25 protein-coding genes and 2 riboswitches are annotated in these 24,430 nt (G+C 74.9%); of the genes, 11 read left to right on the top strand and 14 right to left on the bottom strand.

Annotated elements, in window-relative coordinates; translation table 11 throughout:
- Positions 1 to 42 precede the first annotated feature (42 nt).
- Positions 43 to 786 (top strand): GntR family transcriptional regulator, encoded by a 744-nt coding sequence (locus PHY01_RS02170; RefSeq protein ID WP_141276482.1) that lies wholly within the window; start codon positions 43 to 45, stop codon positions 784 to 786.
- 22 nt (positions 787 to 808) lie between these two features.
- On the opposite strand, the gene PHY01_RS02165 is transcribed toward PHY01_RS02170, so the two are convergent.
- The 3 genes from PHY01_RS02165 to PHY01_RS02155 are packed head-to-tail and all read right to left on the bottom strand — an operon-like array spanning position 809 to position 5,190.
- On the bottom strand, positions 809 to 2,638 hold the full coding sequence (locus PHY01_RS02165; RefSeq protein WP_141276481.1) for an ABC transporter ATP-binding protein: 1,830 nt from the start codon (positions 2,636 to 2,638) through the stop codon (positions 809 to 811).
- The gene (locus tag PHY01_RS02160; RefSeq protein WP_141276480.1) at positions 2,635 to 4,434 is read right to left on the bottom strand and encodes an ABC transporter ATP-binding protein; all 1,800 of its coding nucleotides are present in this window, start codon (positions 4,432 to 4,434) and stop codon (positions 2,635 to 2,637) included. Before PHY01_RS02160 ends, PHY01_RS02165 begins: the two co-directional genes overlap by 4 nt.
- 54 nt (positions 4,435 to 4,488) lie before the next feature.
- On the bottom strand, positions 4,489 to 5,190 hold the full coding sequence (locus PHY01_RS02155) for a gamma carbonic anhydrase family protein (protein WP_141276479.1): 702 nt from the start codon (positions 5,188 to 5,190) through the stop codon (positions 4,489 to 4,491).
- Between the two features lie 160 nt (positions 5,191 to 5,350).
- Between PHY01_RS02155 and fgd the strand changes: the two genes are divergently transcribed.
- On the top strand, positions 5,351 to 6,358 hold the full coding sequence (fgd, locus tag PHY01_RS02150) for a glucose-6-phosphate dehydrogenase (coenzyme-F420) (RefSeq protein WP_141276478.1): 1,008 nt from the start codon (positions 5,351 to 5,353) through the stop codon (positions 6,356 to 6,358).
- Complete coding sequence (locus PHY01_RS02145) at positions 6,355 to 7,134, top strand: enoyl-CoA hydratase/isomerase family protein (RefSeq protein ID WP_174824074.1); 780 nt, start codon at positions 6,355 to 6,357, stop codon at positions 7,132 to 7,134. Before fgd ends, PHY01_RS02145 begins: the two co-directional genes overlap by 4 nt.
- 116 nt (positions 7,135 to 7,250) lie before the next feature.
- Here PHY01_RS02145 and PHY01_RS02140 read toward each other — a convergent pair whose 3' ends face one another.
- Entirely contained in the window at positions 7,251 to 7,550 is a 300-nt protein-coding gene (locus tag PHY01_RS02140) for a DUF4235 domain-containing protein (RefSeq protein ID WP_141276477.1), read from the bottom strand.
- Entirely contained in the window at positions 7,547 to 7,750 is a 204-nt protein-coding gene (locus PHY01_RS02135; RefSeq protein WP_141276476.1) for a hypothetical protein, read from the bottom strand. The genes PHY01_RS02140 and PHY01_RS02135 overlap by 4 nt, the downstream gene beginning before the upstream one ends.
- A gap of 101 nt (positions 7,751 to 7,851) precedes the next feature.
- Here PHY01_RS02135 and PHY01_RS02130 point away from each other — a divergent pair, with 101 nt between their 5' ends.
- The gene (locus PHY01_RS02130; RefSeq protein WP_307723931.1) at positions 7,852 to 8,295 is read left to right on the top strand and encodes an ATP-binding protein; all 444 of its coding nucleotides are present in this window, start codon (positions 7,852 to 7,854) and stop codon (positions 8,293 to 8,295) included.
- A 12-nt stretch (positions 8,296 to 8,307) separates the two neighbouring features.
- On the opposite strand, the gene PHY01_RS02125 is transcribed toward PHY01_RS02130, so the two are convergent.
- The 5 genes from PHY01_RS02125 to PHY01_RS02105 all read right to left on the bottom strand — a co-directional run bounded on the left by PHY01_RS02125 (position 8,308) and on the right by PHY01_RS02105 (position 13,546).
- Positions 8,308 to 9,138, bottom strand: a complete 831-nt coding sequence (locus tag PHY01_RS02125) for an AfsR/SARP family transcriptional regulator (protein ID WP_141276475.1) — start codon at positions 9,136 to 9,138, stop codon at positions 8,308 to 8,310.
- A gap of 196 nt (positions 9,139 to 9,334) precedes the next feature.
- Entirely contained in the window at positions 9,335 to 10,282 is a 948-nt protein-coding gene (locus PHY01_RS02120) for an anti-sigma factor RsbA family regulatory protein (protein WP_141276474.1), read from the bottom strand.
- Positions 10,279 to 11,235: an MEDS domain-containing protein gene (locus tag PHY01_RS02115; RefSeq protein WP_170183601.1), complete on the bottom strand. Its 957-nt coding sequence runs from the start codon at positions 11,233 to 11,235 to the stop codon at positions 10,279 to 10,281. The genes PHY01_RS02120 and PHY01_RS02115 overlap by 4 nt, the downstream gene beginning before the upstream one ends.
- 263 nt (positions 11,236 to 11,498) lie before the next feature.
- Positions 11,499 to 13,043: an acetolactate synthase large subunit gene (locus PHY01_RS02110; RefSeq protein ID WP_141276472.1), complete on the bottom strand. Its 1,545-nt coding sequence runs from the start codon at positions 13,041 to 13,043 to the stop codon at positions 11,499 to 11,501.
- Positions 13,040 to 13,546 carry an OsmC family protein gene (locus tag PHY01_RS02105; RefSeq protein ID WP_141276471.1) on the bottom strand — a complete coding sequence of 169 codons (507 nt, stop codon included), beginning with the start codon at positions 13,544 to 13,546 and terminating at the stop codon, positions 13,040 to 13,042. The genes PHY01_RS02110 and PHY01_RS02105 overlap by 4 nt, the downstream gene beginning before the upstream one ends.
- 57 nt (positions 13,547 to 13,603) lie before the next feature.
- On the opposite strand from PHY01_RS02105, the gene clsA reads away from it, so the two are divergent.
- The 5 genes from clsA (at position 13,604) to PHY01_RS02080 (ending at position 16,435) form a co-directional block, all read left to right on the top strand.
- Complete coding sequence (gene clsA, locus PHY01_RS02100) at positions 13,604 to 14,206, top strand: cardiolipin synthase ClsA (RefSeq protein WP_141276470.1); 603 nt, start codon at positions 13,604 to 13,606, stop codon at positions 14,204 to 14,206.
- A complete protein-coding gene (gene gcvH / locus PHY01_RS02095; protein ID WP_141276469.1) occupies positions 14,203 to 14,580 on the top strand; it encodes a glycine cleavage system protein GcvH in 378 nt (125 codons plus the stop codon). Before clsA ends, gcvH begins: the two co-directional genes overlap by 4 nt.
- A 78-nt stretch (positions 14,581 to 14,658) precedes the next feature.
- Positions 14,659 to 15,108: a glycogen accumulation regulator GarA gene (garA, locus tag PHY01_RS02090; RefSeq protein ID WP_141276468.1), complete on the top strand. Its 450-nt coding sequence runs from the start codon at positions 14,659 to 14,661 to the stop codon at positions 15,106 to 15,108.
- A 145-nt stretch (positions 15,109 to 15,253) separates the two neighbouring features.
- A complete protein-coding gene (locus PHY01_RS02085) occupies positions 15,254 to 15,727 on the top strand; it encodes a bifunctional nuclease family protein (protein ID WP_141276467.1) in 474 nt (157 codons plus the stop codon).
- Positions 15,728 to 15,853: 126 nt separating this feature from the next.
- Complete coding sequence (locus PHY01_RS02080) at positions 15,854 to 16,435, top strand: MerR family transcriptional regulator (protein WP_141276466.1); 582 nt, start codon at positions 15,854 to 15,856, stop codon at positions 16,433 to 16,435.
- Positions 16,436 to 16,459: 24 nt separating this feature from the next.
- Here PHY01_RS02080 and PHY01_RS02075 read toward each other — a convergent pair whose 3' ends face one another.
- The gene (locus PHY01_RS02075) at positions 16,460 to 16,750 is read right to left on the bottom strand and encodes a YiaA/YiaB family inner membrane protein (protein WP_141276465.1); all 291 of its coding nucleotides are present in this window, start codon (positions 16,748 to 16,750) and stop codon (positions 16,460 to 16,462) included.
- A gap of 104 nt (positions 16,751 to 16,854) precedes the next feature.
- Positions 16,855 to 16,952: riboswitch (glycine riboswitch) on the top strand.
- A 2-nt stretch (positions 16,953 to 16,954) separates the two neighbouring features.
- Positions 16,955 to 17,058, top strand: a riboswitch (glycine riboswitch).
- A gap of 43 nt (positions 17,059 to 17,101) precedes the next feature.
- Here PHY01_RS02075 and gcvP point away from each other — a divergent pair.
- A complete protein-coding gene (gene gcvP / locus PHY01_RS02070; RefSeq protein ID WP_141276464.1) occupies positions 17,102 to 19,951 on the top strand; it encodes an aminomethyl-transferring glycine dehydrogenase in 2,850 nt (949 codons plus the stop codon).
- 178 nt (positions 19,952 to 20,129) lie between these two features.
- Positions 20,130 to 21,095 (top strand): hypothetical protein, encoded by a 966-nt coding sequence (locus PHY01_RS02060; RefSeq protein WP_170183600.1) that lies wholly within the window; start codon positions 20,130 to 20,132, stop codon positions 21,093 to 21,095.
- On the opposite strand, the gene PHY01_RS02055 is transcribed toward PHY01_RS02060, so the two are convergent.
- Genes PHY01_RS02055 through PHY01_RS02045 form a run of 3 tightly spaced genes read right to left on the bottom strand, consistent with a single transcriptional unit; the run spans position 21,064 to position 24,294 of the window.
- Entirely contained in the window at positions 21,064 to 21,927 is an 864-nt protein-coding gene (locus PHY01_RS02055; protein WP_141276461.1) for a 3-methyladenine DNA glycosylase, read from the bottom strand. The genes PHY01_RS02060 and PHY01_RS02055 overlap by 32 nt on opposite strands.
- The gene (locus PHY01_RS02050) at positions 21,924 to 22,985 is read right to left on the bottom strand and encodes a hemolysin family protein (protein ID WP_141276460.1); all 1,062 of its coding nucleotides are present in this window, start codon (positions 22,983 to 22,985) and stop codon (positions 21,924 to 21,926) included. Before PHY01_RS02050 ends, PHY01_RS02055 begins: the two co-directional genes overlap by 4 nt.
- The gene (locus PHY01_RS02045; protein ID WP_141276459.1) at positions 22,978 to 24,294 is read right to left on the bottom strand and encodes a hemolysin family protein; all 1,317 of its coding nucleotides are present in this window, start codon (positions 24,292 to 24,294) and stop codon (positions 22,978 to 22,980) included. Before PHY01_RS02045 ends, PHY01_RS02050 begins: the two co-directional genes overlap by 8 nt.
- Positions 24,295 to 24,430 lie beyond the last annotated feature (136 nt).

Below are 24,430 nucleotides of genomic sequence, written 5' to 3'. Positions count from 1 at the left end.
GAAAGATCAGGTCAACACTTTGTTCTAACAAAGGTGGTCAGCATGCCGGATCGCACGGTCCCGGAGGTCCCGCTGGACCGGACCAGCCCCGTCCCGCTGTACTTCCAGGTGGCGACGCGTCTGCAGCAGCTGATCGAGGACGGCGAGCTGCCGGTGGGCAGCCGCCTGGAGAACGAGGTGGAGCTCGCCGAGCGGCTGGGTGTGTCGCGGCCCACCATGCGCCGGGCCATCGCCTACCTCGTCGAGCGCGGCATGCTGGTGCGCCGCCGGGGCATCGGGACCCAGATCGTGCACCCCAAGGTGCGCAGGCCCGTCGAGCTGACCAGCCTCTACGACGACCTCGCCAAGGACGGCCAGTCGCCCCGCACCGAGGTGCTGCTGCTGGAGGTGCGGCGCGCCCCCGACCACGTCGCCGAGGCCCTCGGGGTGCCCGGTGGGCTCGACATCACCTGGATCGAGCGGCTGCGCTTCTCCGGCGGCGAGCCGCTGGCGATCATGCACAACGCCGTGCCGCTGGACCTGCTGCCGCTGACCGAGGCCGACCTCGCCGAGCGGGGGCTCTACGAGCTGCTGCGCGCGGCCGGGCACGTGCCGCGGATGGCGAGCCAGACCGTCGGGGCGAAGGCGGCCTCCGCGACCGAGGCCCGCCAGCTCGGCGACTCCCGCGGCGCCCCGATGCTCACGATGGTCCGCACCGCGTGGGACGAGGCGGGCCGGGCCGTGGAGTACGGCTCGCACGTCTACCGCGCCAGCCGGTACAGCTTCGAGCTGACGCTCACCAGCTGACGCCCGCGCCCGGCCCCGCCGCTCACGCGAGCGAGGCCCGCCACGCCGCGTGCAGCGCGGCGAACTCGCCGTCGCCCTCGACCAGCTCCCGCGGCGGACCGTCCTGCACGATCACGCCGTCGGCCATCACCAGCACCCGGTCGGCGATCAGCACCGTCGAGAGGCGGTGGGCGATGATCAGCGCGGTGCGCCCGGCCAGCACCGTCGCGAGCGCGTCCTGCACGGCCCGCTCCGATGGCACGTCCAGCGAGGACGTGGCCTCGTCGAGCAGCACCACCGCCGGGTCGGCGAGCACCACCCGCGCCAGCGACACGAGCTGGCGCTGCCCGGCCGAGAGCCGCCCGCCGCGCTTGCGCACGTCGGTGTCGAACCCGTCGGGCAGCGCCTCGACGAACCCGCGCGCCCCCACCGCCCCCGCCGCCGCCACGACCTCGTCGCGGCCCGCCGAGGGCCGGCCCATCGCGATGTTGTCGGCCACCGACCCGGAGAACAGGAACGACTCCTGGGTGATCATCACCAGTGCGTCGCGCAGGTCGGCGTCGGCGACGTCGCGCAGGTCGACGCCGTCCAGGCGCACCGTGCCCGCGGTGGGGTCGTGGAAGCGGGCCGCGAGCTTGGCCAGCGAGCTCTTGCCCGCCCCCGTCGCCCCGACGAGCGCGACCGTCTGCCCCGCCGGCACGCGCAGCGAGAGCTCCGGCAGCACGAGCCGGTCGGGTGCGCGCCGGTAGGCGAAGCGCACCCGGTCGAACTCCAGCTCCCCGCGCACCGGTGCGGGCAGCGCCACCGGCCGCCGCGGCTCCGCCACCCCGGGCGGGGTGTCGAGCACCGAGGAGATCTTCTCCAGCGCTGCGGCCGCCGACTGGTAGGCGTTGAAGAACTGCGCCAGGTCGTCGAGCGGGTCGTAGAAGCGGCGCAGGTAGAGCAGGAAGGCCGTGAGCGCGCCCAGCGCCAGCGTCCCGTCGACGACCCGCAGGCCACCGACCAGCAGCACCGTGGCCAGGGTCAGGTTGCCCACCGCCCGGGTCAGCCCGACGTACCAGGCGACGGTGCGGAAGGCCTCCACGTTCGCGTCGCGGAAGGCCGTCCCGAGCTCGTCCATGATCGCCTCGCTGCGCCGCTCGCGGCGGAACGCCTGCACGGCGCGGATGCCGTTCATCGACTCGACGAAGTGCACGATGAGCCGCGCCACGGTCGTCCGCGTCCGCCGGTAGCTGGCCCGGGAGCTGCGCTGGAACCAGCGCGTGAGCACCATCAGCGGCACGAAGCCGGCGAACACGATCAGCGCGAGCGGCGCGTCGAGCACCACCAGCAGCACCGAGATGCCGACGAGCGACAGCGCCGCGCCCAGTAGGCCGTCGAGACCCTGTTCGAGCAGGTCGCCGAGCGAGTCGAGGTCGGAGGTGAGCCGCGAGATCAGCCGCCCGGAGGTGTAGGACTCGTGGAAGTCCAGCGACAGCCGCTGACCGTGGGCGAACACCCGCCGCCGCAGCTCCAGCAGCAGGTCCTGCCCGACGCGCCCGGACAGCACCAGGAACGCCGCCCGCAGCCCGGCACCGGCCAGCCCGCAGGCCGCGTACCCGGCGATCGTCCAGGCCAGCGGCGCGGGGCGGCCGTCGAGTGCGGCGGGGACACCGGTGTCGATCGCCAGCGCCACCAGCAGCGGACCGGCCAGCATCACGGCGTTGTCGAGCACGAGCAGCAGCACGGCCAGCGACACCGCGCGCCGGTGCGGGCGCACCAGGTCGACGACCAGCGACCGGGCCCGCCGCTGCAGCCGCAGGCCCGCGGCGGGCGTGAGGTCCTCGTCGTCGTCGGTGGCGACGCCGCGCCAGTCGTCGGTGTCGGTGCTCACGTCGGCACCCCGTCCCGCTCGACGTCCAGGCTGGCCAGCAGCGCCCGGTACTCCGGGTGCGTGGCCATCAGCTCGCCGTGCACGCCGACGGCGGTGATCCGGCCGCCGGACAGCAGCGCCACCCGGTCGGCCAGCTGGACCGTCGACGACCGGTGCGCCACGACCAGCGCGGTGACGCCGGTGAGCACCTGGCGCAGCGCCGCCTCCACCTCGGCCTCGGTGTGCACGTCCAGCGCCGAGAGCGGGTCGTCCAGGACCAGTACCGGCGGTCGCCCGAACACCGCCCGCGCCAGCGCCAGGCGCTGGCGCTGCCCGCCGGACAGGGACATGCCCTGCTCGCCGATCCGGGTGTCGAGCCCCCACGGCAGCGCGGCGACGAACCCGTCGGCCCGCGAGATCCGCAGCGCCTCCCACACGTCCTCGTCGTTCGGGGCGGCGTCGGGGCGGGTGGGCGCGCCCAGCGCCACGTTCTCGCGCACGCTCGCCGAGATCAGCACCGGGTCCTCGAACGCCGTCGCGACGGTGCGCCGCAGGTCCGACAGCGCCAGGTCGCGGACGTCGAGCCCGTCGACGGTCACCGCACCCGCGGTGACGTCCTGGAGCCGGGGGACCAGCGCGGTCAGCGTCGTCTTGCCCGACCCGGTGGCCCCGACCAGCGCCATCGTCTCGCCCGGGCGTACCACGAGGTCGACGCCGTGCAGCACGTCGCGCGCGGCGCCGGGGTACCGGAAGGACACCCCGCGCAGCTCGAGCGCGCCGCGCACCGGTTCGGGCAGCGCCACGGCGACGTCCGGGTCGGTGACCGCGGGCCGCACGTCGCGCACCTCCCAGTACCGGGTGGTGGCCGTGGCGGCGTTGCTCGCCTCGGCCAGCAGCCAGCCCAGCGTGGCGATCGGCCAGTACAGGTAGGTCATCACCGTGACGGCCGCGACGAGCGTCCCGAGCGTCAGCGACCCGGTGGCGACCCCGTACGCGCCGAGCCCGAGGATCGTCGCGACCGCCGTCTCCGGGAGCATGACCAGCACGAACCACAGCGCGGCGACCAGCCGCAGCTTCGCCAGCTCGGTGCCGCGCAGGCCGCGCGACCGCGCGACGAAGTGCTCGGTCAGGCGCCGTCCGCGACCCAGTGACTTCAGCACGCGGATGCCCAGCGCCGACTCCTCGACGACGGTCGCGAGGTCGCCCTGCTGGTCCTGCGCGCGCCGGGCCACCACCGAGTACCGGCGCTCCAGCAGCAGCGTCAGCACGGTCAGCGGCACGGCGGTGACGGCGACGACCAGCCCCAGCCACGGCGAGAGCCACACCAGCACCCCGATGCCGACGACCACCGTCACCGCGTTGACGACCAGGAAGGTCCCGGAGAACGCGACGAACCAGCGGATCGTGGTGAGGTCGGCGGTGGCCCGGGAGAGCAGCTGCCCCGAGGCCCAGCGGTCGTGGAAGGCCACCGGCAGCCGCTGCAGGTGGGCGAACAGGTCGGCCCGCATGTCGGACTCGACCTGGTTGCTCGGCCGGGCCACCAGCGCGCGGCGCAGCGTGATCAGCGCGGCCTCGGCGAGGCCGAGACCGAGCACCCCGAGCACCAGCCAGGGCAGCACGCCGAGGTCGCCGCGGGCGATGGGCCCGTCGACGATCTCGCGGGTGACCAGCGGGACGGCGAGGCCCGCCAGGGTGGCCGCGAGCGCGGCGAGGCCGCCCCCGACCAGCGGCACGCGGTGGGGACGGACGTAGGGCAGGAGCCGGCGCAGCGCGGACAGGGTGCCGTCCGCGGGCCCGGGCGGTGTGGCGTCGCTCATGGCGTGGACAGACGGTAGGAGCCCGCCGCGCCCACCGCACCCGAGTTCCGCCGGTCAGCTCCCGGGCAGGCGCTCGTGCCGCGCGGCCGGGAGGATCCGGTCCTGGTGGTGCAGGGCGAGGCTGCGGGCGTAGCGGCGGGCGATGTCGGGCATCGGGTTGTCGGTCCCGCCGATCCCGAACACCGTGCCGGGGTAGTCCAGCGGGCCGATGCGGTCGCGGATGCGCTCCCACTCGCCGGGTGCGACGAGCTCGGCCGGGTCGCCGCCGGCGAACCAGCCCATGGGCACCGCCATCCCCGCCGGGACGACCGTGCCGACGTGCACGACGGAGTGGAACTCCAGCTCCGCCCCGACGCCGATGCGGGCCCCGTTGAACACCACGGCGCCGGTGGCGATCCGGGTGTCGCCCTCCACCACGCAGCCCGTCAGCGCGGCGTGCGGCCCGACCAGGACGTGGTCGCCGAGCCGGGCCGGGTGCCGCGGGACGCCGCGCACCACGGCGTTCTCCATGACGATGCAGTGCGCGCCGATCTCGACCGGCCCGCCCTCCGCGGTGATCACCGCACCGAACAGGACCCGGCTGTGCGGTCCGACGGTGACGTCGCCGCACAGCACCGCCGTCGGGGCGATGTAGGCCGACGCGTGCACCCGTGGGCTCCGGTGGCGGTGCCGCACGAACAGCGCGTCGGGGCCGACGTCGGGCACCGGAGGGGCGTACACCGGTGTCGTCCGCCGTGGTGGCTCCTGCGTCGTCATCTCCACCTGCCTTCGCCCGGCGACCGGTCGCGACAGGCCTATCGGCTGCGGGCACAGGCGTGGTACCGCTGTCCGGGCGAGCCGACCGTGCCCGAGCGCGGCGGAGCGGGGTGTAGCAGGCTGTGCCCGGACATCGTTCACCGGCAGGAGAGGCACGGACGTGGCGTTGCGGATCGGCTACAAGGCGTCGGCGGAGCAGTTCGCGCCCCGCGAGCTCGTGGAGTACGCGGTGCGGGCCGAGGAGGTCGGCCTGGACAGCGCGGCCGTGTCCGACCACTTCCTGCCCTGGCGGCACGAGGGCGGCCACGCCCCGTTCGCGCTGAGCTGGCTGGCGGCGGTGGGGGAGCGCACCTCGCGCATCCGGCTCGGCACCTCCGTGCTCACCCCGACCTTCCGCTACAACCCGGCCGTGCTCGCGCAGACGTTCGCGACGTTGGGCCTGCTGTACCCGGGCCGGGTGATGCTGGGCGTCGGCACGGGGGAGGCGCTCAACGAGATCGCCGTGTCCGGGCGCGAGTGGCCCGAGTTCAAGGAGCGCTACGCCCGGCTGCGCGAGGCCGTGCGGCTGATGCGCGAGCTGTGGACGGCGGACGGGCCGGTGTCGTTCGAGGGCGACTACTACCGCACCGTCGACGCCACGATCTACGACCGCCCCGAGACGCCGGTGCCGGTCTACATCGCCGCGGGCGGCCCCCAGATGGCGAAGTACGCCGGGCGCGCGGGTGACGGCTTCATCTGCACCTCCGGCAAGGGCATGGAGCTCTACACCGAGAAGCTGCTGCCGGCCGTCGCCGAGGGCGAGCAGGCGGGGGAGAAGGCCGCGGGCTCGGTCGACCGCATGATCGAGATCAAGATGTCCTACGACCGGGACAAGGACCAGGCGCTGGAGAACTGCCGGTTCTGGGCGCCGCTGTCGCTCACCCCGGAGCAGAAGCACAGCGTCGACTCCTCGGTGGAGATGGAGCGCCTGGCCGACGAGCTGCCGATCGAGCAGGTCGCGAAGCGCTGGATCGTGGCGTCCACGCCGGAGGAGGCGCTCGCCGGGATCCGGCCCTACGTCGACGCGGGCCTGAACCACCTGGTCTTCCACGGCCCGGGCCACGACCAGGAACGCTTCCTCACCCAGTTCTCCCAGGACGTCCTGCCTGCGCTGCGCGAGCTGGCGTGAGCGACGCGCTGGAGCAGGACGGGCGGGTACTGCGCGCTCGCGTGGCGAAGGGCCGCCACGGCACCCTCGACGGCGACGCCCTGCCGCTGCTCGCCGACGCGCTGACCACCCTCGACCCGGCGTCGGTGGGCGCGGTGCTGCTCGTCTCCGAGTCGTCGCCCTCCCACCCCGCCAGCTTCTGTACCGGCGGTGACGTCCGCTCCTTCGCCGCCGCGCAGGACCGGGGCGCGTTCGTCGGCGGGCTGGCGACGGCGTTCCACGGGTTCCTGCGCGCGGTCGTCGACTGCCCGGTCCCGGTCGTCGCGGCGGTTCCCGGCTGGGCGGCCGGGGCGGGCATGAGCATCGTGTGCGCCGCCGACCTCGCCGTCGGCGGGCACGGCACGAAGCTGCGCCCGGCCTACCCCGGCATCGGGTTCTCCCCGGACGGCGGGATGACCTGGACGCTGCCGCGCATCGTCGGGGCCGGGCGGGCCCGCCACATCCTGCTCACCGACCGCATCCTCGACGCCCGGGCCGCGTTGGACCTCGGGATCCTGGCCACGGTCGTCGACGACGGGGAGGTGCGGGCCGAGGCCGAGCACACCGCGCACCGTCTCGCCCACGGGCCGACGGCCGCGCTCGGCCGGATCAAGCGGCTGCTCGCCTCGTCACCCGACGTCCCGCTCGCCGCCCAGCTCGACGCCGAGGCCGAGTCGATCGCGGCGTGCGCCGCGGGTCCCGAGGGCGACGAGGGGCTGGCCGCGTTCACCGCGAAGCGGCCGCCGTCCTTCCACTGACCGGGCCGCTCCGGCCCGTCGGCCGCGGTGGCCGACGCGCACACGTCGTCGCCCACGCCCGCGGGGCAGCGCGGGCGTGGGCGACGGGATGCGCGCGAGCGCGCGGGTCCAGGCGGTCAGGCGCGGGGGCGGGGGGAGTCCAGGAAACGGCGGACGCCCTTCATCCCGTACCGGTCCACCGCGGTCTTGATCAGGCCGAACACCGCACCCTGGATGGCCGCGGCGAGCAGTACCTCACGGGTGCTGTAGTCGTCCGAGAGCGGCTGCGGGGTGCCGTCCTCGTCGGACACCCGCTTCCACACCTGCCCGAACACCCAGCTCGCCACCATCCCGCCGAGCACGCCGAAGACGAGCCCGAAGGGTTTGTAGGCGATCTTGCCGAGCGGGCTGAGTTCGTTGCCGTCCCCGCGGCTCATCGGGCCCTCCGTTCGGCACCGGTCTCCCCGGCGTATCCGGCGTCGTCGCCGGCGACCCGGCCGACGAACTCGTCGGTGCGGTCGACGCCGGTGGTGCTGGTGGCGTCACCGGTGTCGGTGTCCTCGTGGTCGGTGCCCCCGGTCTCGCGGGCGTTGGCGAGAGCCGGGTCGGCGGGGACGTCGTCCTCTGGTCCGTGCATGCCGGCGAATACCCTCCCAGGGCCCGCATCACACCTGTGACGTCCGCCGCCGCCGTGCCGCGCCGGGTTTGTCGGTACCGGCGACGGGGCAACCGGGGCCCGTGAAGGACGGTCGTCCCGGGTGCCGTCGGCCCCCCGGCAGGTGTGACGGCGCGCCACGCCTGCGGTTGCGCCACCGCGCCCACGCCGTGGAGCTCGGCCGGATCCGGGGCGACATCGGGCGGTGGGCGCGGCAGACCGGCGTGCCCGAGGACGTGACGATCGACCTGCAGCTCGCGGTCGGCGAGGCCGTCGCCAACGGCGTGGAGCACGCCTACGGCGACGACGCCGACGGCACGGTCGAGGTGGAGATGGAACTGCGTGACGGACGGCCGCCCGCGGTGCTGGTGCGGGTGGCCGACCGGGGCGCGTGGCGGCCCGAGCCGGAGTCGCCCGGGTTCCGCGGGCGGGGTCTGCTCATGATCGAGCGGCTCGCCCGGCGGGTGCGGGTGCAGTGTTCCCCCGGCGGTACCGAGGTGTGCTTCGAGATCCCGTTCCCGGCGTGATGCCGGGGACCGTCAGCGGAACGCGCCGGGTACCGAGCCGCCCGCGACCAGCCGGCGGGTGGTGCCCGAGGCCCGCACCGAGCGCAGGCCCGGCAGCTGCACCGCGGAGCGGGGCATCACCGAACGGGCCCGCATGACCGGCCAGGACGGGGTGGGCGGCAGCAGCGCGTCGAGCGAGAACGCCGGCGCCGCGCCGACGCTGGAGCGCAGCAGCTCCTGGTACTCGTCGTACTCGGCCACGGCGGCGGAGATGTTGCCCTGCGCGAGATGCGCCTCGATCAGCGCGCGGCGGGCCGACTCGCGGCTGGGAGCCGACCGCACGGCCCCCTGGGCCAGCGCGACGGCCTCGTCGTACCGGCCCGCGGCGGTGAGCCGCAGGCTGCGCTCCTCGGTGGCGTGCAGCCGGAGCTGGCGGAACCGCTCCCGCTCGACGACGAGCCAGGCGGCCGTCCAACCCGGCAGGATGTCGGCCGAGAGCAGCGCCAGGTCGGGGTCCTCCGTGGCCGCGACCTCCGGCAGCGTGCGCAGCAGCAGCATCGCCGCGGCGAGGTCGACCTCGACGTCGGGGGACAGCGCCAGCGCGCCGTCGTCGTCGGTGACGAGCAGGCCCGGCACGTCGACGGCCAGCACGGCGTCGTCGAGCAGGCGCAGGGCGGAGGCGACCGGGACGCCCGGCCACAGGTCGACGGCCAGCGCGTCGCGCCGCTGCGGCCGCGGGTGCACCGCCAGGTAGGCGACCAGCCGGCGGGCGTCGACCCCGAGGGCGACGGCGCCGCGGTGCGCGTGGAGGGTGAAGGAGCCGAGGACGGTGACCCGGTGGGGCGCACTCGTTCCGGCCGGCATCGTGCGAGATCGTCGCTGATCCTCAGGCATGACTGTCCCGGTCTGTGGTGGTGCCGATGATGACCCGTCTGCAGCCGTCTGGCGCCGAGTCCGCAGAGAAGTGTTCTCCGCCGACACCCACTTGCCAAGGGGCTGCTTCGTCACAGTTCCCGCCGCGAGCTGCGGCCGGACGGGTGACGATCGTCTCCACGATAACCTACGGTGCGGCGCGTACCCGCACGTGGGTGCCGCGGTCGTCGGACCAGACGTGCAGCAGGTCACAGACCTGACGGGAGATCCACAGCCCGCGCCCGCGCGGCTCCGACGGGTGCGGGGAGGCCATTCCCGGCAACGGGTCGGCCAACGCCCCGGTGTCGTGGACCTCGCAGACCAGCCCGCCGCCGGTGGCCCAGACGTGCAGCTCGGCGTGCGGCCCGCCGTGCTCGACGGCGTTGGTCGCGACCTCGTTGACCGCCAGCACGACATCCTCGACGCGGTCGTCGGTGAACCCCGCCGCGCCCGCGATGTCGCGTACCGCCCTGCGCACCTCCTGCAGCTCCCACGACTGGAACGCGACGGTGAGATCGGGGACGCCCAGCAGCACCGGCGGGGCGACCGGGTACGCGGCGAGCACGTCGCGGGGGGCCCGGTGCCGCGGGTTGGGGCGCACCTCCCCGTCGACGAGCAGCTGCGGGTGGTTGTCGCGGGCGCCGTCGAGCACGCACAGGTGCAGCGGCATCTCGGGGAAGAAGCACGTCATGCGGACCGGCAGCTCGGCCAGCGCCACGTTGACGGCGGCGTCGAACTCGGTCCAGAAACTGCCGTCGGGTCCGTCCAGATCGGACCGGTGCTCGCCCAGGACGGAGACCGGACCCGCCGTGCGGGTGAGTTCGCGCAGCTCGCGGGCGCGGGCGACGGCGACGGTCTGCCCCGACCCGGCCTCGGCGGGCGGCCCCAGCGGGTGCAGGCCGTCGGCGGTGCCCAGCGCGTCGCGCAGCGCGGTCTCGGTGTCGGGGGCCAGCGCCAGCGCGACCGCCTCACCCCGCCCGAGTGCCGCCCGCGCCAGCGGCAGGAGCTGGCCGACCAGGTGGTCGGGGGAGGAGTGGAACCCGGCCGCGTGCTGCAGGCGGGGAGCGTCACCCGGCGGCGTCCCGGTGATCCTCACGGCTCGTCCGTGGTGGCGTCGTCGGGGTCGTCGCCGTGGGGGTCGCCGTCGTCGGGGTCGTCGCCGTGGAGGTCGTCGTCGGGCGGCGGGAGCCGGGGCTCGATCCGCAGCTGGTCGGCGAACGGCGCGCCGCACCGGTCCAGCAGGCGCAGCACGCCCGAGCGGACCCCGGTGAGCACGAGCCGGTGGGTGCTGGGGAACTCCTCGGCGGCGTGCACCAGGCTCACCGCACCGGCCACGTCCAGGAAGCGCAGCGAGGCCAGGTCCAGGGTGATCTCCGCCGACGACGAGTGCGAGCGCAGCGCCTCGTCGAGCGCGGCGTCGAGCACCCGCCGGATGCGGGGCCGGTTGCTGTGGTCGATCTCGCCCGCCACCCGCACCGTGGACGGCGCGGGCGCGGTGAGCCGCAGGAGGCTGTCGTCGTAGATCGCCGGGGCGACGATCTCGTGGCGGTGCACCGCGCGCAGCCGCTGCAGGACGTCCTCGGGGTAGCGGCCGCGGTCGAACGCGCACAGCATCCGGCCCGGCCGCGGCCCGAGCACCGTGTCGAGCCGGGACTCGTAGTCGATCATCGTCGCGCCGCCGTCGTGCTCCAGGCCGTAGCTGCCGTCCCCCATGACCCGGACCGACCCGTAGCCCTGCTCCAGGGTCTCGGTGACGACGGCGTCGAGCGCCGCGATGAGCTCGCCCGGGCTGCCGGTGATCAGCGCGCGGGTGACCGTCGACGGCACGATGCCGAACTGGCCGCTGCGCATCGCGGAGCGGTAGGGGACGCGGTCGTCGTCGAGGCGCTGCAGCAGGGAACCGGCGCGCCCGTCGTCGAAGTAGAGCACCCGTTCGCCCGCGGCCATGCCCTCGGCCAGGTAGGTGGCCGTCATCTCCCACAGCTGCTCGTCGCTGACCGGGATCGTGCAGGCGTGCGACACGGGCGTCGCATCCTGGAGCACGGTCATCGGTCCCCCTGGCATCCGAACGTGCGGTGATGGGGTGGTGGGCTGGTGGCCACATGGCGCAGGGTCGTGACACGGCGCGGTGCCACGCCGCAGCGTCACGACGTCACCACTGTACGTCGGGGACCGGGGTCGCCCGACGGGGTGGGCCGGTCACCGAGCGGTGACCGGCCCACGATCCGCGACGAGCGGCAGGCGTGGTGCGCCGGGTTCGGCCACCCCCCGACCTGGGCAGGGCCGTTCGGAGCAGGGGCGTGTGCGACGGCTCAGCCGGGGGCGGGCAGCATGGCCTCGATCAGGTGCGGCCCCGGCTCGGCCGACGCCCGGCGCAGCGCCCCGGCCAGCTCGTCGGCCGTGGTGGCGCGCTCCGCCGGGACCCCCATGCCGCGGGCCAGCGCGGTGAAGTCGAGCTCCGGGCGGTCCAGCCCGAACAGTGCCTCGGAGGCCGGCCCGCCCGCGGCACCGACCTGTTCCAGCTCCGCGCGCAGGATCGCGTAGGCGCGGTTGTGGTAGATCACGGTGGTGACGTCGAGGCCCTCGCGGGCGTGCGTCCACAGCGCCGAGATCGTGTACATCGCGCTGCCGTCGGCCTGCAGGCACCACACCGGGCGGTCCGGGCACGCCACGGCCGCCCCGGTCGCCGCGGGGAGCCCGTAGCCGATCGCGCCGCCGGTGAGGGTGAGCCAGTCGTGGCGCGGGGCGCCCGCGGTGGCGGCGGGCAGGCCCGCCCCCGAGGTGATCGCCTCGTCGACGACGATCGCGTGCTCCGGCAGCAGCGCCCCGACGACGGCGGCGGCCGAGGCGGGCGTCAACGCGCCGGTCGGCGGTTCCGGGCGCGCGGCCGGCGCGACCCGGGCCGCGCGTCCGGGGGCGAGCAGGTCGGCCAGCTCCTCCAGCGCGGCGGCCGCCGCGCCCGCCCCGTCGACGACGGGGTGCACGGTGCAGCCGTCGGGCACCAGGTCGCCGTCGCGGCCCGGGTAGCCGAAGAACGTGACGGGGGAGCGGGTGCCGACCAGCACGACGTGCCGCGCCGCGCCGATCTGGTGGCGCGCGGCGTCGCCGAGGTAGGCGAGCCGGGAGACCGGGGCGACGCCGGCGCCGCGCTCGAGCCGGGCCGGGAAGGTCTCGGCGAGCAGCCGGGCGCCGGTGGCCGCGGCGACCCGGTCGGCCGCGGCGAGCCCGTCGGCGCGCAGCGCGTCCCCGCCGATCAGCAGGACCGCGGGCTCCCCCGAGGACAGCGCGTCGGCGGCGGCCCGCAGCGCCCCGGCGTCGGCGACGGGCCGGGGCGCGACCGGGGCAGGCGGCGCGACCCGCCCCCCGTCGCCCCAGCTGACGTCGGCCGGCAGCACGAGGGTGGCGACCTGCCCGCGGTGGGCCGCCGCCACCGCGTCGGCGGCGTCGGCACCCACCTCGGCGGCCGAGGCGCTGTACCGCACCCAGCCCGACACGGCGCCCGCGATCGCGCCGATGTCGGACTGCAGGGGCGCGTCGAGCGGGGCGTGGGTGGTGGCGTGGTCGCCCACCACCGCGACCACCGGGGTGCCGGCCCGGCGGGCGTTGTGCAGGTTGGCCAGCCCGTTGCCCAGGCCCGGGCCCAGGTGCAGCAGCACCGCGGCCGGGCGGCCGGTCATGCGGGCGTAGCCGTCGGCGGCACCGGTGGCGCCGCCCTCGAACAGGGCCAGCACGGCCCGCATCCCCGGCACGCCGTCGAGCGCGGCCACGAAGTGCATCTCCGAGGTGCCGGGGTTGGCGAAGCAGACGTCGACGCCGGCGCCGGTGAGGGTGCGCAGCAGCGAGCCGGCACCGTTCACGCGGTCGTGACCGTCACGTCCGTGTTCGGCGACGACACGATGGTCTGCAGCACCACGCAGTAGCGCTCGGTGAGCTTCATCAGGGTGGCGATCTGGTCGGCGTCGGCGGTGGTGTCGAGGGCGAAGCTCAGGCGGATGTCGCGGAAGCCGACCGGGGCGTCCTTGGCGACGCCGAGCGTGCCGCGGAAGTCGAGGTCGCCCTCGGCGTGCACGGTGCCCGACACCTGCAGGTCGAGCGCGGTGGCGACGGCGCGCAGCGTGACCCCGGCGCACGCGACGAGCGCCTCGAGCAGCATGTCGCCCGAGCAGAGCTGCGTGCCGTCACCCCCGGTGGCGGGGTGCAGGCCGGCCTCGGACAGCGCGGTCGCGGTGCGCACCTTGCACGCGATCCCGGAGCCGTCGAGCTCGCCCTCGGCCTTCAATGTGACCAGCGCGGTGCCGGGGTCCTCGGTGTACTGGGCCTTGAGCGGTGCCTGCATGGCCTTCAGGGCGGCGGTGTCCATGAGCCACATCGTGCACAACGGTTCGCCACCTCGCACGCCCCGGCCTACCCTGCGGGCGTGGCCGCCCCGCCCCAGGACCGCGTCCTGACCGTCCCCAACCTGCTCAGCCTGCTGCGCCTGGCCGGGGTTCCGCTGTTCGTGTGGCTGCTGCTCTCCCCGGGCGCGGACGGCACCCCCGGCTGGGGCGACGGCTGGGCGGTGCTGGTGCTGGCCGTCGGCGGCTTCACCGACTGGCTCGACGGGAAGCTGGCCCGGCTGCTCGGCCAGTACTCGCGGCTCGGGGCGCTGCTCGACCCGGCGGTGGACCGGCTCTACATCCTCGCCGCCCTACTGGCGCTGGGCGCCCGCGGGATCGTGCCGTGGTGGTTCGTCGCGCTGCTGGTGGGCCGCGACCTGGTGCTCGCCTGCTGCGTGCTGGTGCTGCGCCGGTACGGCTACGGGCCGTTCGTCGTCACCTACCTCGGCAAGGCGGCCACGTTCCTGCTGCTCTACGCCTTCCCGCTGCTGCTGCTCGGGCAGGCCGACGGCGTCACCGCCGCGGTGGCCCTGCCGCTCGGGCTCGCGTTCGCCGCCTGGGGCACCGCGCTGTACCTGTGGTCGGGCGCGCTGTACCTGGCCCAGTTCGTGCTCGCGCTGCGTACCACTAGGCTCCCCGCGTGATTCCCGACGATCTCCGGTACACCGAGGCGCACGAGTGGGTGCGGGACCTGGGCGACGGCGTCGTCCGCATCGGTATCACCGACCACGCCCAGAACCAGCTCGGCGACGTCGTCTTCGTCCAGCTGCCCGACGTCGGCGCCGCGGTGACGGCCGGCGCGTCCATCGGCGAGGTCGAGTCGACCAAGTCGGTGTCCGACATCTACTCGCCGCTCACCGGCGAGGTCACCGCCGTCAACGAGTCGCTCGCCGAGAGCCCCGAGCTGGTCAACTCCGGGCCGTACGAGGCCGGCTGGATGATCGAGCTGCGGGTCACCGACGGGGATCCGGGCGCGCTGCTCGACCCCGGCGCCTACGCCGAGCTGACGGGCGCCTGACCCCGGCCGCCCCCGCGCGGCACGGTAGGTTCCTTCTCACCATCGCACCGCCCCACCACCGCAGGAGGAGACCCCGAGGTGACCACGAACGACGGGCCAGGCGTACCGCCGGAGCGCGCTCCCGAGATGACGTCGGTCTTCCGGGCCGACTTCCTCGCCGATGCCGAGCCCCCGGCCCAGGACCAGCCGATCTCCGGTGTCGACGCGCTGCCCGCCGGGGCCGCCCTGCTGGTGGTCAAGCGCGGCCCGAACGCCGGCTCCCGGTTCCTGCTCGACCGCGTCTCGACGAGCGCGGGCCGGCACCCCGACAGCGACATCTTCCTCGACGACGTCACGGTCTCCCGCCGGCACGCGGAGTTCCGCCGCGACGCGGGCGAGTTCGTCGTGGTCGACGTCGGCAGCCTCAACGGCACCTACGTCAACCGCGAGCCGGTCGACACCGCGGTGCTGGCCAACGGTGACGAGGTGCAGATCGGGAAGTTCCGGCTCGTGTTCCTCACCGGACCGCGCGAGTCCGGCGGGGAGTGACGCGCGCGACGCGACCTGCCGCCCGTCCGGAGTCGGGCGCGGGCGGGGCCGCCCGTGTAGCGTCGACACCGTCGGACACGAGGCGGCCCGATCCCGGGATCCCGCCGCCTCGGCACCGGAGCACGACCCAGGAGGAGGAGAGCGCATGAGCGAGATGCGCGTCGTGGGAGTCCGAGTCGAACTCCCCGCGAACCAGCCCATCCTCCTGTTGCGGGAGACCAGCGGTGACCGCTACCTGCCGATCTGGATCGGCTCGGTGGAGGCCACCGCGATCGCGTTGGAGCAGCAGGGCGTCAAACCGGCCCGGCCGTTGACCCACGACCTCCTCAAGGACGTGATCTCCTCCCTCGGCAGGCGCCTGGAGCAGGTCCGGATCACCGACCTGCAGGAGGGCACCTTCTACGCCGAGCTGATCTTCGACGGCGGCGTCACGGTGTCCGCCCGGCCGAGCGACTCGGTGGCGCTGGCCCTGCGGATCGGCGTCCCGATCCACGCCGAGGAGAGCGTGCTCGCCGAGGCGGGCCTCATCATCCCCGACGAGCAGGAGGACGAGGTCGAGAAGTTCCGCGAGTTCCTCGACTCCATCTCCCCGGAGGACTTCCGCGGCGCCCAGCCGTGAGCGGTCGCGACGCGCCCGGCATCGGGTGACGGCACCCGGCGCGCCGCGTTGACCAGGAGCGTCGACGCGCTTACCGTCAGCTCCGACATCGGCCCCGGTCCCGGGGCCTCTGCGGGAGGGAGTTCGGTGGACGACAACCCGCAGTCGGGTGCGCCCGAGCAGGGTGAGCTGTTCCCCGATCCGCTCCTGGGCGCCGGGCTCGACGGGATGCCCGACCAGCTCGTCGGCTTCCGCGGTCCCACCGCGTGCCAGGTCGTCGGCATCACCTACCGCCAGCTCGACTACTGGGCCCGCACCGGCCTGGTCATGCCGTCGATCCGGGGCGCCGCCGGGTCCGGCTCGCAGCGGCTGTACTCGTTCAAGGACGTGCTGGTCCTCAAGGTCGTCAAGCGGCTGCTCGACGCCGGGGTGTCGTTGCAGAACATCCGCGTGGCCGTGGAGCACCTGCGCCGTCGCGGCATCCGCGACCTGGCCGGCATCACGCTGTTCTCCGACGGCACCACCGTCTACGAGTGCAGCTCCCCCGAGGAGGTCGTCGACCTGTTGCAGGGCGGGCAGGGCGTCTTCGGCATCGCCGTCTCCGGCGCGATGCGCGAGATCAGCGGCTCGATCAAGGACTTCCCGGTCGAGCGGGCCGACGGCGGCAGCGTCGACGAGACGCCCGAGGACGAGCTGTCCCGCCGCCGCGCCCGCCGCGCGATCTCCTGACCCACCGCTCCTGACCCACAGCGCTCAGCGCACGGCGTACGGGTCGTGCTCGGCGAGCAGCTTGTCCATCCGGGCCTGGTCGACGCGGGTGACGACGGTGCTCACCTCCTGGCGGTCGCGGACCGTCTTGGCCAGGGTGAACGCCGAGGTCGTCACGTAGAGGATGCCGAGCCCGAGGAAGGCGCGCACCCAGCCGTCGGCGGGCAGGTAGATCACGGCGAGGCCGACCGCGGCGAGCGAGATCGCGAACGACAGGACCGCCTGGACGTGGAACGCGGCGGTGGTGGGCGGGACGGGCGTGGGCGTCGAGGTCATGGCGGAAGTGTGGCCGCGGGGTGACCTCCGTCGCGTCCGTAGCTCTACCGGCCCGCGGTCACGAACCGGGACGGGCCTGCCCGGGGTAGGGTGACGGCGCGGTCGACGGCCGCGCGGAAGAGACCCGGCCGAGGTCAGGCCGGGCGCCGAAGGAGCAACTCCTCCCCGGAACCTCTCAGGCATCAGGGACCGCGCGGGCGGACGCCTCTGGAAAGCGACGTGGGCCCGGCGACGGGGCGGCGTCCGCCGACGGGGAAAGCCTGCGGGTGCGGGTGAATCTCTCAGGTGCCTTCGGGTGGTGACAGAGGGGGAGGGCAGCACGGTCCTGCCCGCGTCACCCCGGAGGTCACGTTGACAACCGCTCGCATCCCGCTCTCCGCACTGGAGCAGGGCGTCCCCTTCGCCGACCGGCACATCGGGCCCCGGGCCGCGGAGCTGGACGCCATGCTGGCCGCCGTCGGCGTCTCCTCGCTCGACGAGCTGGCCGACCGGGCGGTGCCCGACACCATCCTCGACGGGCCGGACGTCCCGTCGACGCTTCCCCCGGCCGCCTCGGAGACCGAGGTGCTGGCCGAGCTGCGCGCGCTCGCCGCCCGCAACACCGTGACGGTCCCGATGATCGGGCTCGGCTACTCCGGCACCGTGACGCCGCCGGTGATCCGGCGCCACGTGCTGGAGAACCCCGCCTGGTACACCGCGTACACGCCCTACCAGCCGGAGATCAGCCAGGGCCGCCTCGAGGCGCTGCTGACGTTCCAGACCGCCGTCGCCGACCTGACCGGGCTCCCGGTCGCCGGCGCGTCCCTGCTCGACGAGGCCACCGCGGCCGCCGAGGCGATGACGCTGCTGCGCCGGGCCGGCAAGGCCGCGAGCAACCGGTTCGTCGTCGACGCCGACACGCTGCCGCAGACGATCGACGTGCTGCGCACCCGGGCCGAGCCGCTGGGCATCGAGCTGGTGATCGCCGACGACCTGCCCGACGGCGAGTTCTTCGGCGTCCTGCTGTCCTACCCGGGCGCCTCCGGGGCGGTTCGCGACCCGTCCGCGCTCATCGCGCGGGCGCATGAGCAGGGTGCGCTGGTCGCCGTGGCCGCCGACCTGCTCGCGCTCACCCTGCTCACCCCGCCCGGTGAGCTGGGGGCCGACGCGGTCGTCGGCACCACCCAGCGGTTCGGCGTGCCGATGGCCTACGGCGGCCCGCACGCCGCGTTCCTCTCGGTGGGCCAGAAGCTCGCCCGCCAGCTGCCCGGGCGCCTGGTAGGGATGAGCCGCGACGCCGACGGCAACCCCGCGCTGCGCCTGGCCCTGCAGACCCGCGAACAGCACATCCGCCGGGAGAAGGCCACCTCCAACATCTGCACCGCGCAGGTGCTGCTCGCCGTCGTCGCCGCCTGCTACGCCGTGTACCACGGCCCCGACGGCCTGCGCACGATCGCGCGGCGCACCCACCGGATGACCGCGGTGCTGGCCGCCGGGCTGCGTGCCGGTGGGGTGGAGCCGGTCCACGGCGCGTTCTTCGACACCGTCACCGTGCGGGTGCCCGGCCGCGCCGACGAGATCGCCACCGCGGCCCACGACGCCGGGATCGCGCTGCGCCGCGTCGACGCCGACACCCTCGCCGTCGCCTGTTCCGAGCTGACCACCCGCGCGCACCTGGAGACGGTGTGGGGCGCGTTCGGCGTCACCGGGTCGGTCGAGGACCTGGACGCCGCGACCGACGACGCGCTGCCCACCGGCCTGGCCCGGACGAGCGACTACCTGACGCACCCGGTGTTCCACGAGCACCGCAGCGAGACCTCGCTGATGCGCTGGCTGCGGCGCCTGGCCGACGCCGATCTCGCGCTGGACCGCACGATGATCCCGCTGGGCTCCTGCACGATGAAGCTCAACGCCACCGCGGAGATGGAGCCGATCACCTGGCCCGGGTTCGCCGACCTGCACCCGTTCGCCCCGGCCGCCGACGCCGAGGGCACCCGCGAGCTGATCGCCGACCTGGAGCGCTGGCTCGCCGAGCTCACCGGCTACGCGGCGGTGTCGCTGCAGCCCAACGCGGGCAGCCAGGGGGAGTTCGCCGGCCTGCTGGCGATCGCGGCCTACCACCGTTCCCGCGGTGACGACCACCGCGACGTCTGCCTGATCCCGGCGTCCGCGCACGGGACGAACGCCGCGTCCGCCGTCATGGCCGGGATGCGGGTGGTCGTGGTGGCCACCGCACCCACCGGCGACGTCGACCTCTCCGACCTGCACGCCAAGATCGACGCGAACCGGGACTCCCTGGCCGCGCTGATGATCACCTACCCGTCCACGCACGGCGTCTACGAGGCGCAGGTGCGCGAGGTCGGCGACGCGGTGCACGAGGCGGGCGGGCAGGTCTACGTCGACGGCGCGAACCTCAACGCGCTGGTCGGCGTCGCGCGGCCCGGTGCGTTCGGCGGCGACGTCAGCCACCTCAACCTGCACAAGACGTTCTGCATCCCGCACGGCGGCGGCGGCCCCGGTGTCGGGCCGGTGGCCGTGGCCGAGCACCTGGCCCCGTTCCTGCCGGGCCGCGGGATCGTGGGCCCGGTGTCGGCCGCGCCGCACGGCAGCCCCGGCGTCCTGCCGATCTCCTGGGCCTACGTCCGCCTGATGGGGCTCGACGGGCTGCGCCGCGCCACCCTCACCGCGGTCGCGGCCGCCAACTACGTCGCCGCCCGGCTGGGGGAGCACTACCCGGTGCTCTACGCGGGCACCGACGGCCAGGTGGCCCACGAGTGCATCCTCGACCTGCGGCAGATCACCAAGGACACCGGTGTCACCGTCGACGACGTGGCCAAGCGACTCGCCGACCACGGCCTGCACGCGCCCACGATGTCGTTCCCGGTGGCCGGCACGCTGATGGTGGAGCCCACCGAGAGCGAGGACCTGGCCGAGATCGACCGGTTCGTCGACGCCATGATCTCGATCAAGGGTGAGATCGACCGGGTCGCGGCGGGGGAGTGGCCGGTCGACGACAACCCGCTGCGCGGCGCACCGCACACCGCGGCCTGCATCGCCGACAAGTGGGACCACCCGTACCCGCGCGAGCTGGCGGCCTACCCGACCGGGGTGACGCCGGGGGTGCACGACCGCAAGGTCTGGCCGCCGGTGCGGCGGATCGACGGCGCGCACGGCGACCGCAACCTGGTCTGCTCCTGCCCTCCGGTGGAGGCCTACTCCTGAGGCATGGGCGGGTGCGTCCCCCTCCGGACCGCACCCGCCCACCCTGGAGGGGAGCGGTCGCCACGGCGACTGATACGTCTCCCTCATGTGTCAATGAAACATTGACGCAACGGATCGTCGATCTGTCATTGACGGAACGACCCAGCCCGAACGGCCCGCGGCGCCTACCGTGACGCCGGTGACGGACGGCGTGGAGGACGGGCCGCGGACCCGACGGATGCTGTGGGGGCTGGTCGAGGAGCGGACCGGCCCGGCGTGCTGGGCCGTCCGGACCGGCAGGCCGGTGGGGGAGCAGGCCCTGCTCGACGAGCTCGGTACCGCCGTCGACGCGGTGCTGCGGGCGCCGCTCGACGGTCGGGTGCTGCCGGCCGCACTGGCCCACGCCGTCGACCTCGCCCGGTACTGGCAGGAACCGGACGAGATCGACCACCTGCTGACCCGACCCGCGGTCCGCCGCGTCATGGCCCCGCTCGCCGCCCGGGTGGCCGTGTCTCCACCGCGGTGGTGGTCGGAGCCGTGCGAGCCGGCCGGCCAGTGGCTCGTCGACGGGGACGGGGACGTCGCACCCGAGGCGGCGGCCGGGGAGCTCGACCGGTGGCGCCGGGACACGCTCGACGACGAGGAGCGAGCGGCCACGCGCCCGTCCGACGTCCGCGCGCCCTTCAGCGGCCACTGGTGGTCGACCCCGGCCCCGTCGACGTTGCCGTCCACGATCCGCGCGGACCCCGCCGGGCTGAGCCTGGTCGAGGACTCGCCCGGCCGGTCGACGGAGACCTGCCGACCGGTCTCGGCGCAGGGGCGCGTCCTGGAGATCACCGGGGCCGCCGACTGGGTGGACCTGGTACGGGCCCACCCGCTGGAGGTCACCCGGTCCCGGCGCCACGACTGGTGGCGGGCCACCGGCGTCGACGGGCGGTGGTCGATCCCGGACTGGGCGGCCGTCGCGCGCGACCACGACGCGGTGCACCTGACGGTGCGGGGCTACCTGCAGGCCGCGGGCGTCGCGCTCCCGGTGGGCGACGGGACGCACACCGTCCTCGCGGGCTGGGACCCGGACCGCACGTGGTGGCTCACGGGCCGGCTGCGGGCGGCGGGGGAGCCGCAGCGGTGGGTCAGGACCGGTGAGGTGTGGGCGCGGGGATGAGCTGGTCGCACACCTCGACCAGGCGGCGGCGCAGGGGAGCGGCGCGTTCGGCGAACGCCGCCTGCGCGCGGGCGTACTCGGCGCGGCCGGCCGCGGTCTCGATGCGGACGGGCGGGTAGCCGAGGTCGGCCAGGTCGTAGGGGCTCGCGCGCATGTCGAGCCCACGGACGTCGACCGCGAGGGCGAAGCAGTCGGCCAGCAGGTCCGACGGGGTGGCGGGGGAGAGCTTGTAGGCCCACTTGTAGAGGTCCATGGTGGCGTGCAGGCAGCCGGGCTGCTCGTGCGCCACCTGGGCGTCGCGGGTCGGGGTCACCGCGTTGCGGGGTGCGGCCGCGGCGGTGAAGAACCGGTAGGCGTCGTGGTGGGTGCAGTGCACCGGCAGCGACTCGACGACGGCGTCGGTGCCCGCGGCGCCCAGCCGCAGCGGCACCGCACCGTGGCGGGGGGCGTCGGTGCGGTAGACCATCGCCCACTCGTGCAGCCCGAAGCAGCCCAGCCGCGGGGCGCGGGAGGCGGTGGCCTCGAGCAGTGCGCGGACGAACTCCGCGGTCCCGGTCAGCCGTGCGGGCAGGGCGGCGGGGTCCAGTCGCACGGCGTCGGCGTCGCGGACGTAGCCGGGGCGCTCCTCGCCGCCGCGCAGGGCCACGCCGAACCCCGGGTCCCACTGCTCGAGCCGCGCGGGGCGCAGCGAGTAGTAGGTGAACAGGAAGTCCATGACGGGGTGCGCCTCGCCGCGGCGGCGCCGCTCCCGGTGCGGGCCGGTCCAGGCCGACACCCGCGCGCGGTGGGCCGCCGCCAGCGCGCGCCAGGTGGGCTCGTCGAACACCCTCACGGTGGGCGGACCTGGTCGACGTGGGCGTGCGTGGCGTCGCGGACGCTGCCGACGTAGCGCTCGATGAGGTCCTCCATCGTGACGAGGCCCGCGGTGGTGCCGTCCGGGCCGACCGCGCGTCCGAGGTGGGCCCGGTGGCGGCGCAGCACGGCGAGCGCCTCGTCGAGGCGGGCCCCGGTCGGCACCTCGGGCAGCGCGCGCACCCGCGCCGGGGGCACCGCGGCCTGCTCGTCGTCGGCGAGGTCCAGGATGTCCTTGACGTGCAGGTACCCGGTGAGCCGGCCGTCGCGGGCGCGCAGCGGGAAGCGGGAGTAGCCGGTGTCGGCGACCGCGCGGGCGACGTCGCCGACGACCGGGTGCGGGGGGAGCGTCACGAGGTCGTCGACGTCGATGACCACGTCGGAGACGGTGGCCTGCGCGGAGCGCAGCGTGCGGGTGAGCCGGCTGGTCTCCTCGTCGTCGAGCAGGCCCTCGCGGCGCGACTCGGTGATCAGGTCGGCCAGCTCGCCGGAGGTGAACGCGGCCTCCAACTCGTCGCGCGGCTCCACCCCGACCAGGCGCAGCACGCCGTTGGCCAGGAAGTTGAAGAAGGCGATCAGCGGACGGGCGGCGGTGGTGAACACCAGGAACGGGGGCACGAGCAGGATCGCCGCGGCCTCCGGCCCGGCGATCGCGATGTTCTTCGGGACCATCTCGCCCAGGACCATGTGGGCGACGACGAACACCGCCAGCGAGATCGCGAACGCCAGCGGGTGCAGCACCGCCTCCGGCACCCCGACGAGCGCGAGCGGGGCCTCGATGAGGTGCGCCACCGCGGGCTCGCCGAGGCGGCCCAGCAGCAGCGAGCAGATCGTGATGCCCAGCTGCGACGCCGCCAGCATCCGGGAGAGGTCGGCGTGGGCGCGCAGCACCACCGCCGCGGCGGCCTGGCCGGAGCCTGCCATCGCCTCCAGCCGGTCGCGCCGGGCCGAGACCAGCGCGAACTCGGCACCGACGAAGAACGCGTTGCCGGCCAGCAGCAGCACGGCGAACACCAGCGCGAGGACGTCGCTAGCCATGGTGGGCCTCCTGGCGGGCCGGGTGCATCCGCAGCTCCGCGACCCGGTTGCGGTCGCGGCGGGTCACGGTGAGGCGCCTGCCGTCGACGACCAGGTCGTCACCGACGTCGGGCAGCCGCCCGAGGCGGGCCAGCACCAGCCCGGCCAGGGTCTCGTAGGGCCCGTCGGGCATGTCGAAGCCGGTGGCCTCGGCCACCTCGTCGGCGCGCAGCAGTCCCGACACCAGCCACCCGCCGTCACCGAGGCCCTGCACGCGGGCCCGCTCGGCGCCGTCGTGCTCGTCGTGGACGTCGCCGACGATCTCCTCGATCAGGTCCTCCAGCGTGACGATGCCGGCGACGCCGCCGTACTCGTCGACGACGACGGCCATCTGCAGGCCGGAGCCGCGCAGGGCGGTCAGCAGCGCGTCGCCGTCGAGCGAGCCGGGGACGGTCGGGACCTCCTGGACCAGCTCGCGCAGCGGGGTGTCGCGGCCGGGCCCGCCGAAGGCCTGCTTGACGTGCACGACGCCCAGCACGGTGTCCGGGTCGCCGTCGTGCACCGGGAAGCGGGAGAAGCCGGTGCGGCGGGCGAGGGCCAGCATGTCGTCGAGCGTGTCGTCCGCGTCGAGGGAGGCCACCCGGACCCGCGGCGTCATCAGGTCCTCCGCGACCCGGTCGGTGAAGCGCAGCGACCGGTCGAGCAGGGTGGCGGTGCCGGGGTCGATGGTGCCGCTCTGCGCGCTGGACCGCACCAGTGACGACAGCTCACGCGGCGACCGCGCCGAGCGCAGCTCCTCGGCCGGCTCCACCCCCAGCCGGCGGACGATCGCGTTGGCCGCGCTGTTGAGCGCGCCGATCAGCCACCCGAACGTCCGCGCGAACCCGTTCTGCAGCCACACGACGTTGCGCGCGGTGCGCAGCGGGTTGGCGATGGCGAGGTTCTTGGGCACCAGCTCGCCGAACACCATCGACAGCGTGGTGGCGACCAGCAGCGACAGCACCGTGGCGGTGGCGGCCGCGACGCCCTCGGGCAGGCCCGCCGCGTCGAGGGCGGGGCGGAACAGCGACGCGATCGCGGGCTCGGCGATGTAGCCGGTGACCAGCGTGGTGATGGTGATGAGCAGCTGGCTGGCGGACAGCTGGAACGACAGGTTGCGGTGGGCCTGCTGCACCGTGCGGGCGCGGGCGTCGCCCGCCTCGGCGACGTGGGCGTCGACCTGGCTGCGTTCCAGCGCGGTGAGGGAGAACTCCGAGGCGACGGCCACGAACGTGCCGAAGGTGAGCACGACGACGCCGAGCAGCCCCAGGACGGACGGCAGGACCGTCATGGGCTCGGGTCCGCGGCGCGCGGACGCCGGGAGCGGTGGCCCGGTTCCCCGGGACGGGCGGTGCGCACGGACGGTGCTCCTCGGTGCTCGGTCGCTACCAGTCCCGCAAGGTACCCCGGCGGGGCCCGGGGCAGAC

It is taken from the genome of Pseudonocardia hydrocarbonoxydans (assembly GCF_006539565.1).
GTDB classification, from domain to species: domain Bacteria; phylum Actinomycetota; class Actinomycetes; order Mycobacteriales; family Pseudonocardiaceae; genus Pseudonocardia; species Pseudonocardia hydrocarbonoxydans.
The sequence above is the reverse complement of the archived record's forward strand: the minus strand, read 5'-3'. Positions and strand labels throughout refer to the sequence as shown.

What these genes read in the sequence shown, in the direction of transcription:
- PHY01_RS02115 (WP_170183601.1), bottom strand. Translation starts at nt 11,235, where the DNA reads ATGACCGTGCTCCAGGATGCGACGCCCGTGTCGCACGCCTGCACGATC.
- PHY01_RS02125 (WP_141276475.1), bottom strand. Translation starts at nt 9,138, where the DNA reads ATGCCGGCCGGAACGAGTGCGCCCCACCGGGTCACCGTCCTCGGCTCC.
- PHY01_RS02170 (WP_141276482.1), top strand. Translation starts at nt 43, where the DNA reads ATGCCGGATCGCACGGTCCCGGAGGTCCCGCTGGACCGGACCAGCCCC.
- PHY01_RS02160 (WP_141276480.1), bottom strand. Translation starts at nt 4,434, where the DNA reads ATGAGCGACGCCACACCGCCCGGGCCCGCGGACGGCACCCTGTCCGCG.
- PHY01_RS02045 (WP_141276459.1), bottom strand. Translation starts at nt 24,294, where the DNA reads ATGACGGTCCTGCCGTCCGTCCTGGGGCTGCTCGGCGTCGTCGTGCTC.
- PHY01_RS02085 (WP_141276467.1), top strand. Translation starts at nt 15,254, where the DNA reads ATGAGCGAGATGCGCGTCGTGGGAGTCCGAGTCGAACTCCCCGCGAAC.
- PHY01_RS02075 (WP_141276465.1), bottom strand. Translation starts at nt 16,750, where the DNA reads ATGACCTCGACGCCCACGCCCGTCCCGCCCACCACCGCCGCGTTCCAC.
- PHY01_RS02140 (WP_141276477.1), bottom strand. Translation starts at nt 7,550, where the DNA reads ATGAGCCGCGGGGACGGCAACGAACTCAGCCCGCTCGGCAAGATCGCC.
- PHY01_RS02050 (WP_141276460.1), bottom strand. Translation starts at nt 22,985, where the DNA reads ATGGCTAGCGACGTCCTCGCGCTGGTGTTCGCCGTGCTGCTGCTGGCC.
- PHY01_RS02105 (WP_141276471.1), bottom strand. Translation starts at nt 13,546, where the DNA reads ATGGACACCGCCGCCCTGAAGGCCATGCAGGCACCGCTCAAGGCCCAG.
- PHY01_RS02155 (WP_141276479.1), bottom strand. Translation starts at nt 5,190, where the DNA reads ATGACGACGCAGGAGCCACCACGGCGGACGACACCGGTGTACGCCCCT.
- PHY01_RS02135 (WP_141276476.1), bottom strand. Translation starts at nt 7,750, where the DNA reads ATGCACGGACCAGAGGACGACGTCCCCGCCGACCCGGCTCTCGCCAAC.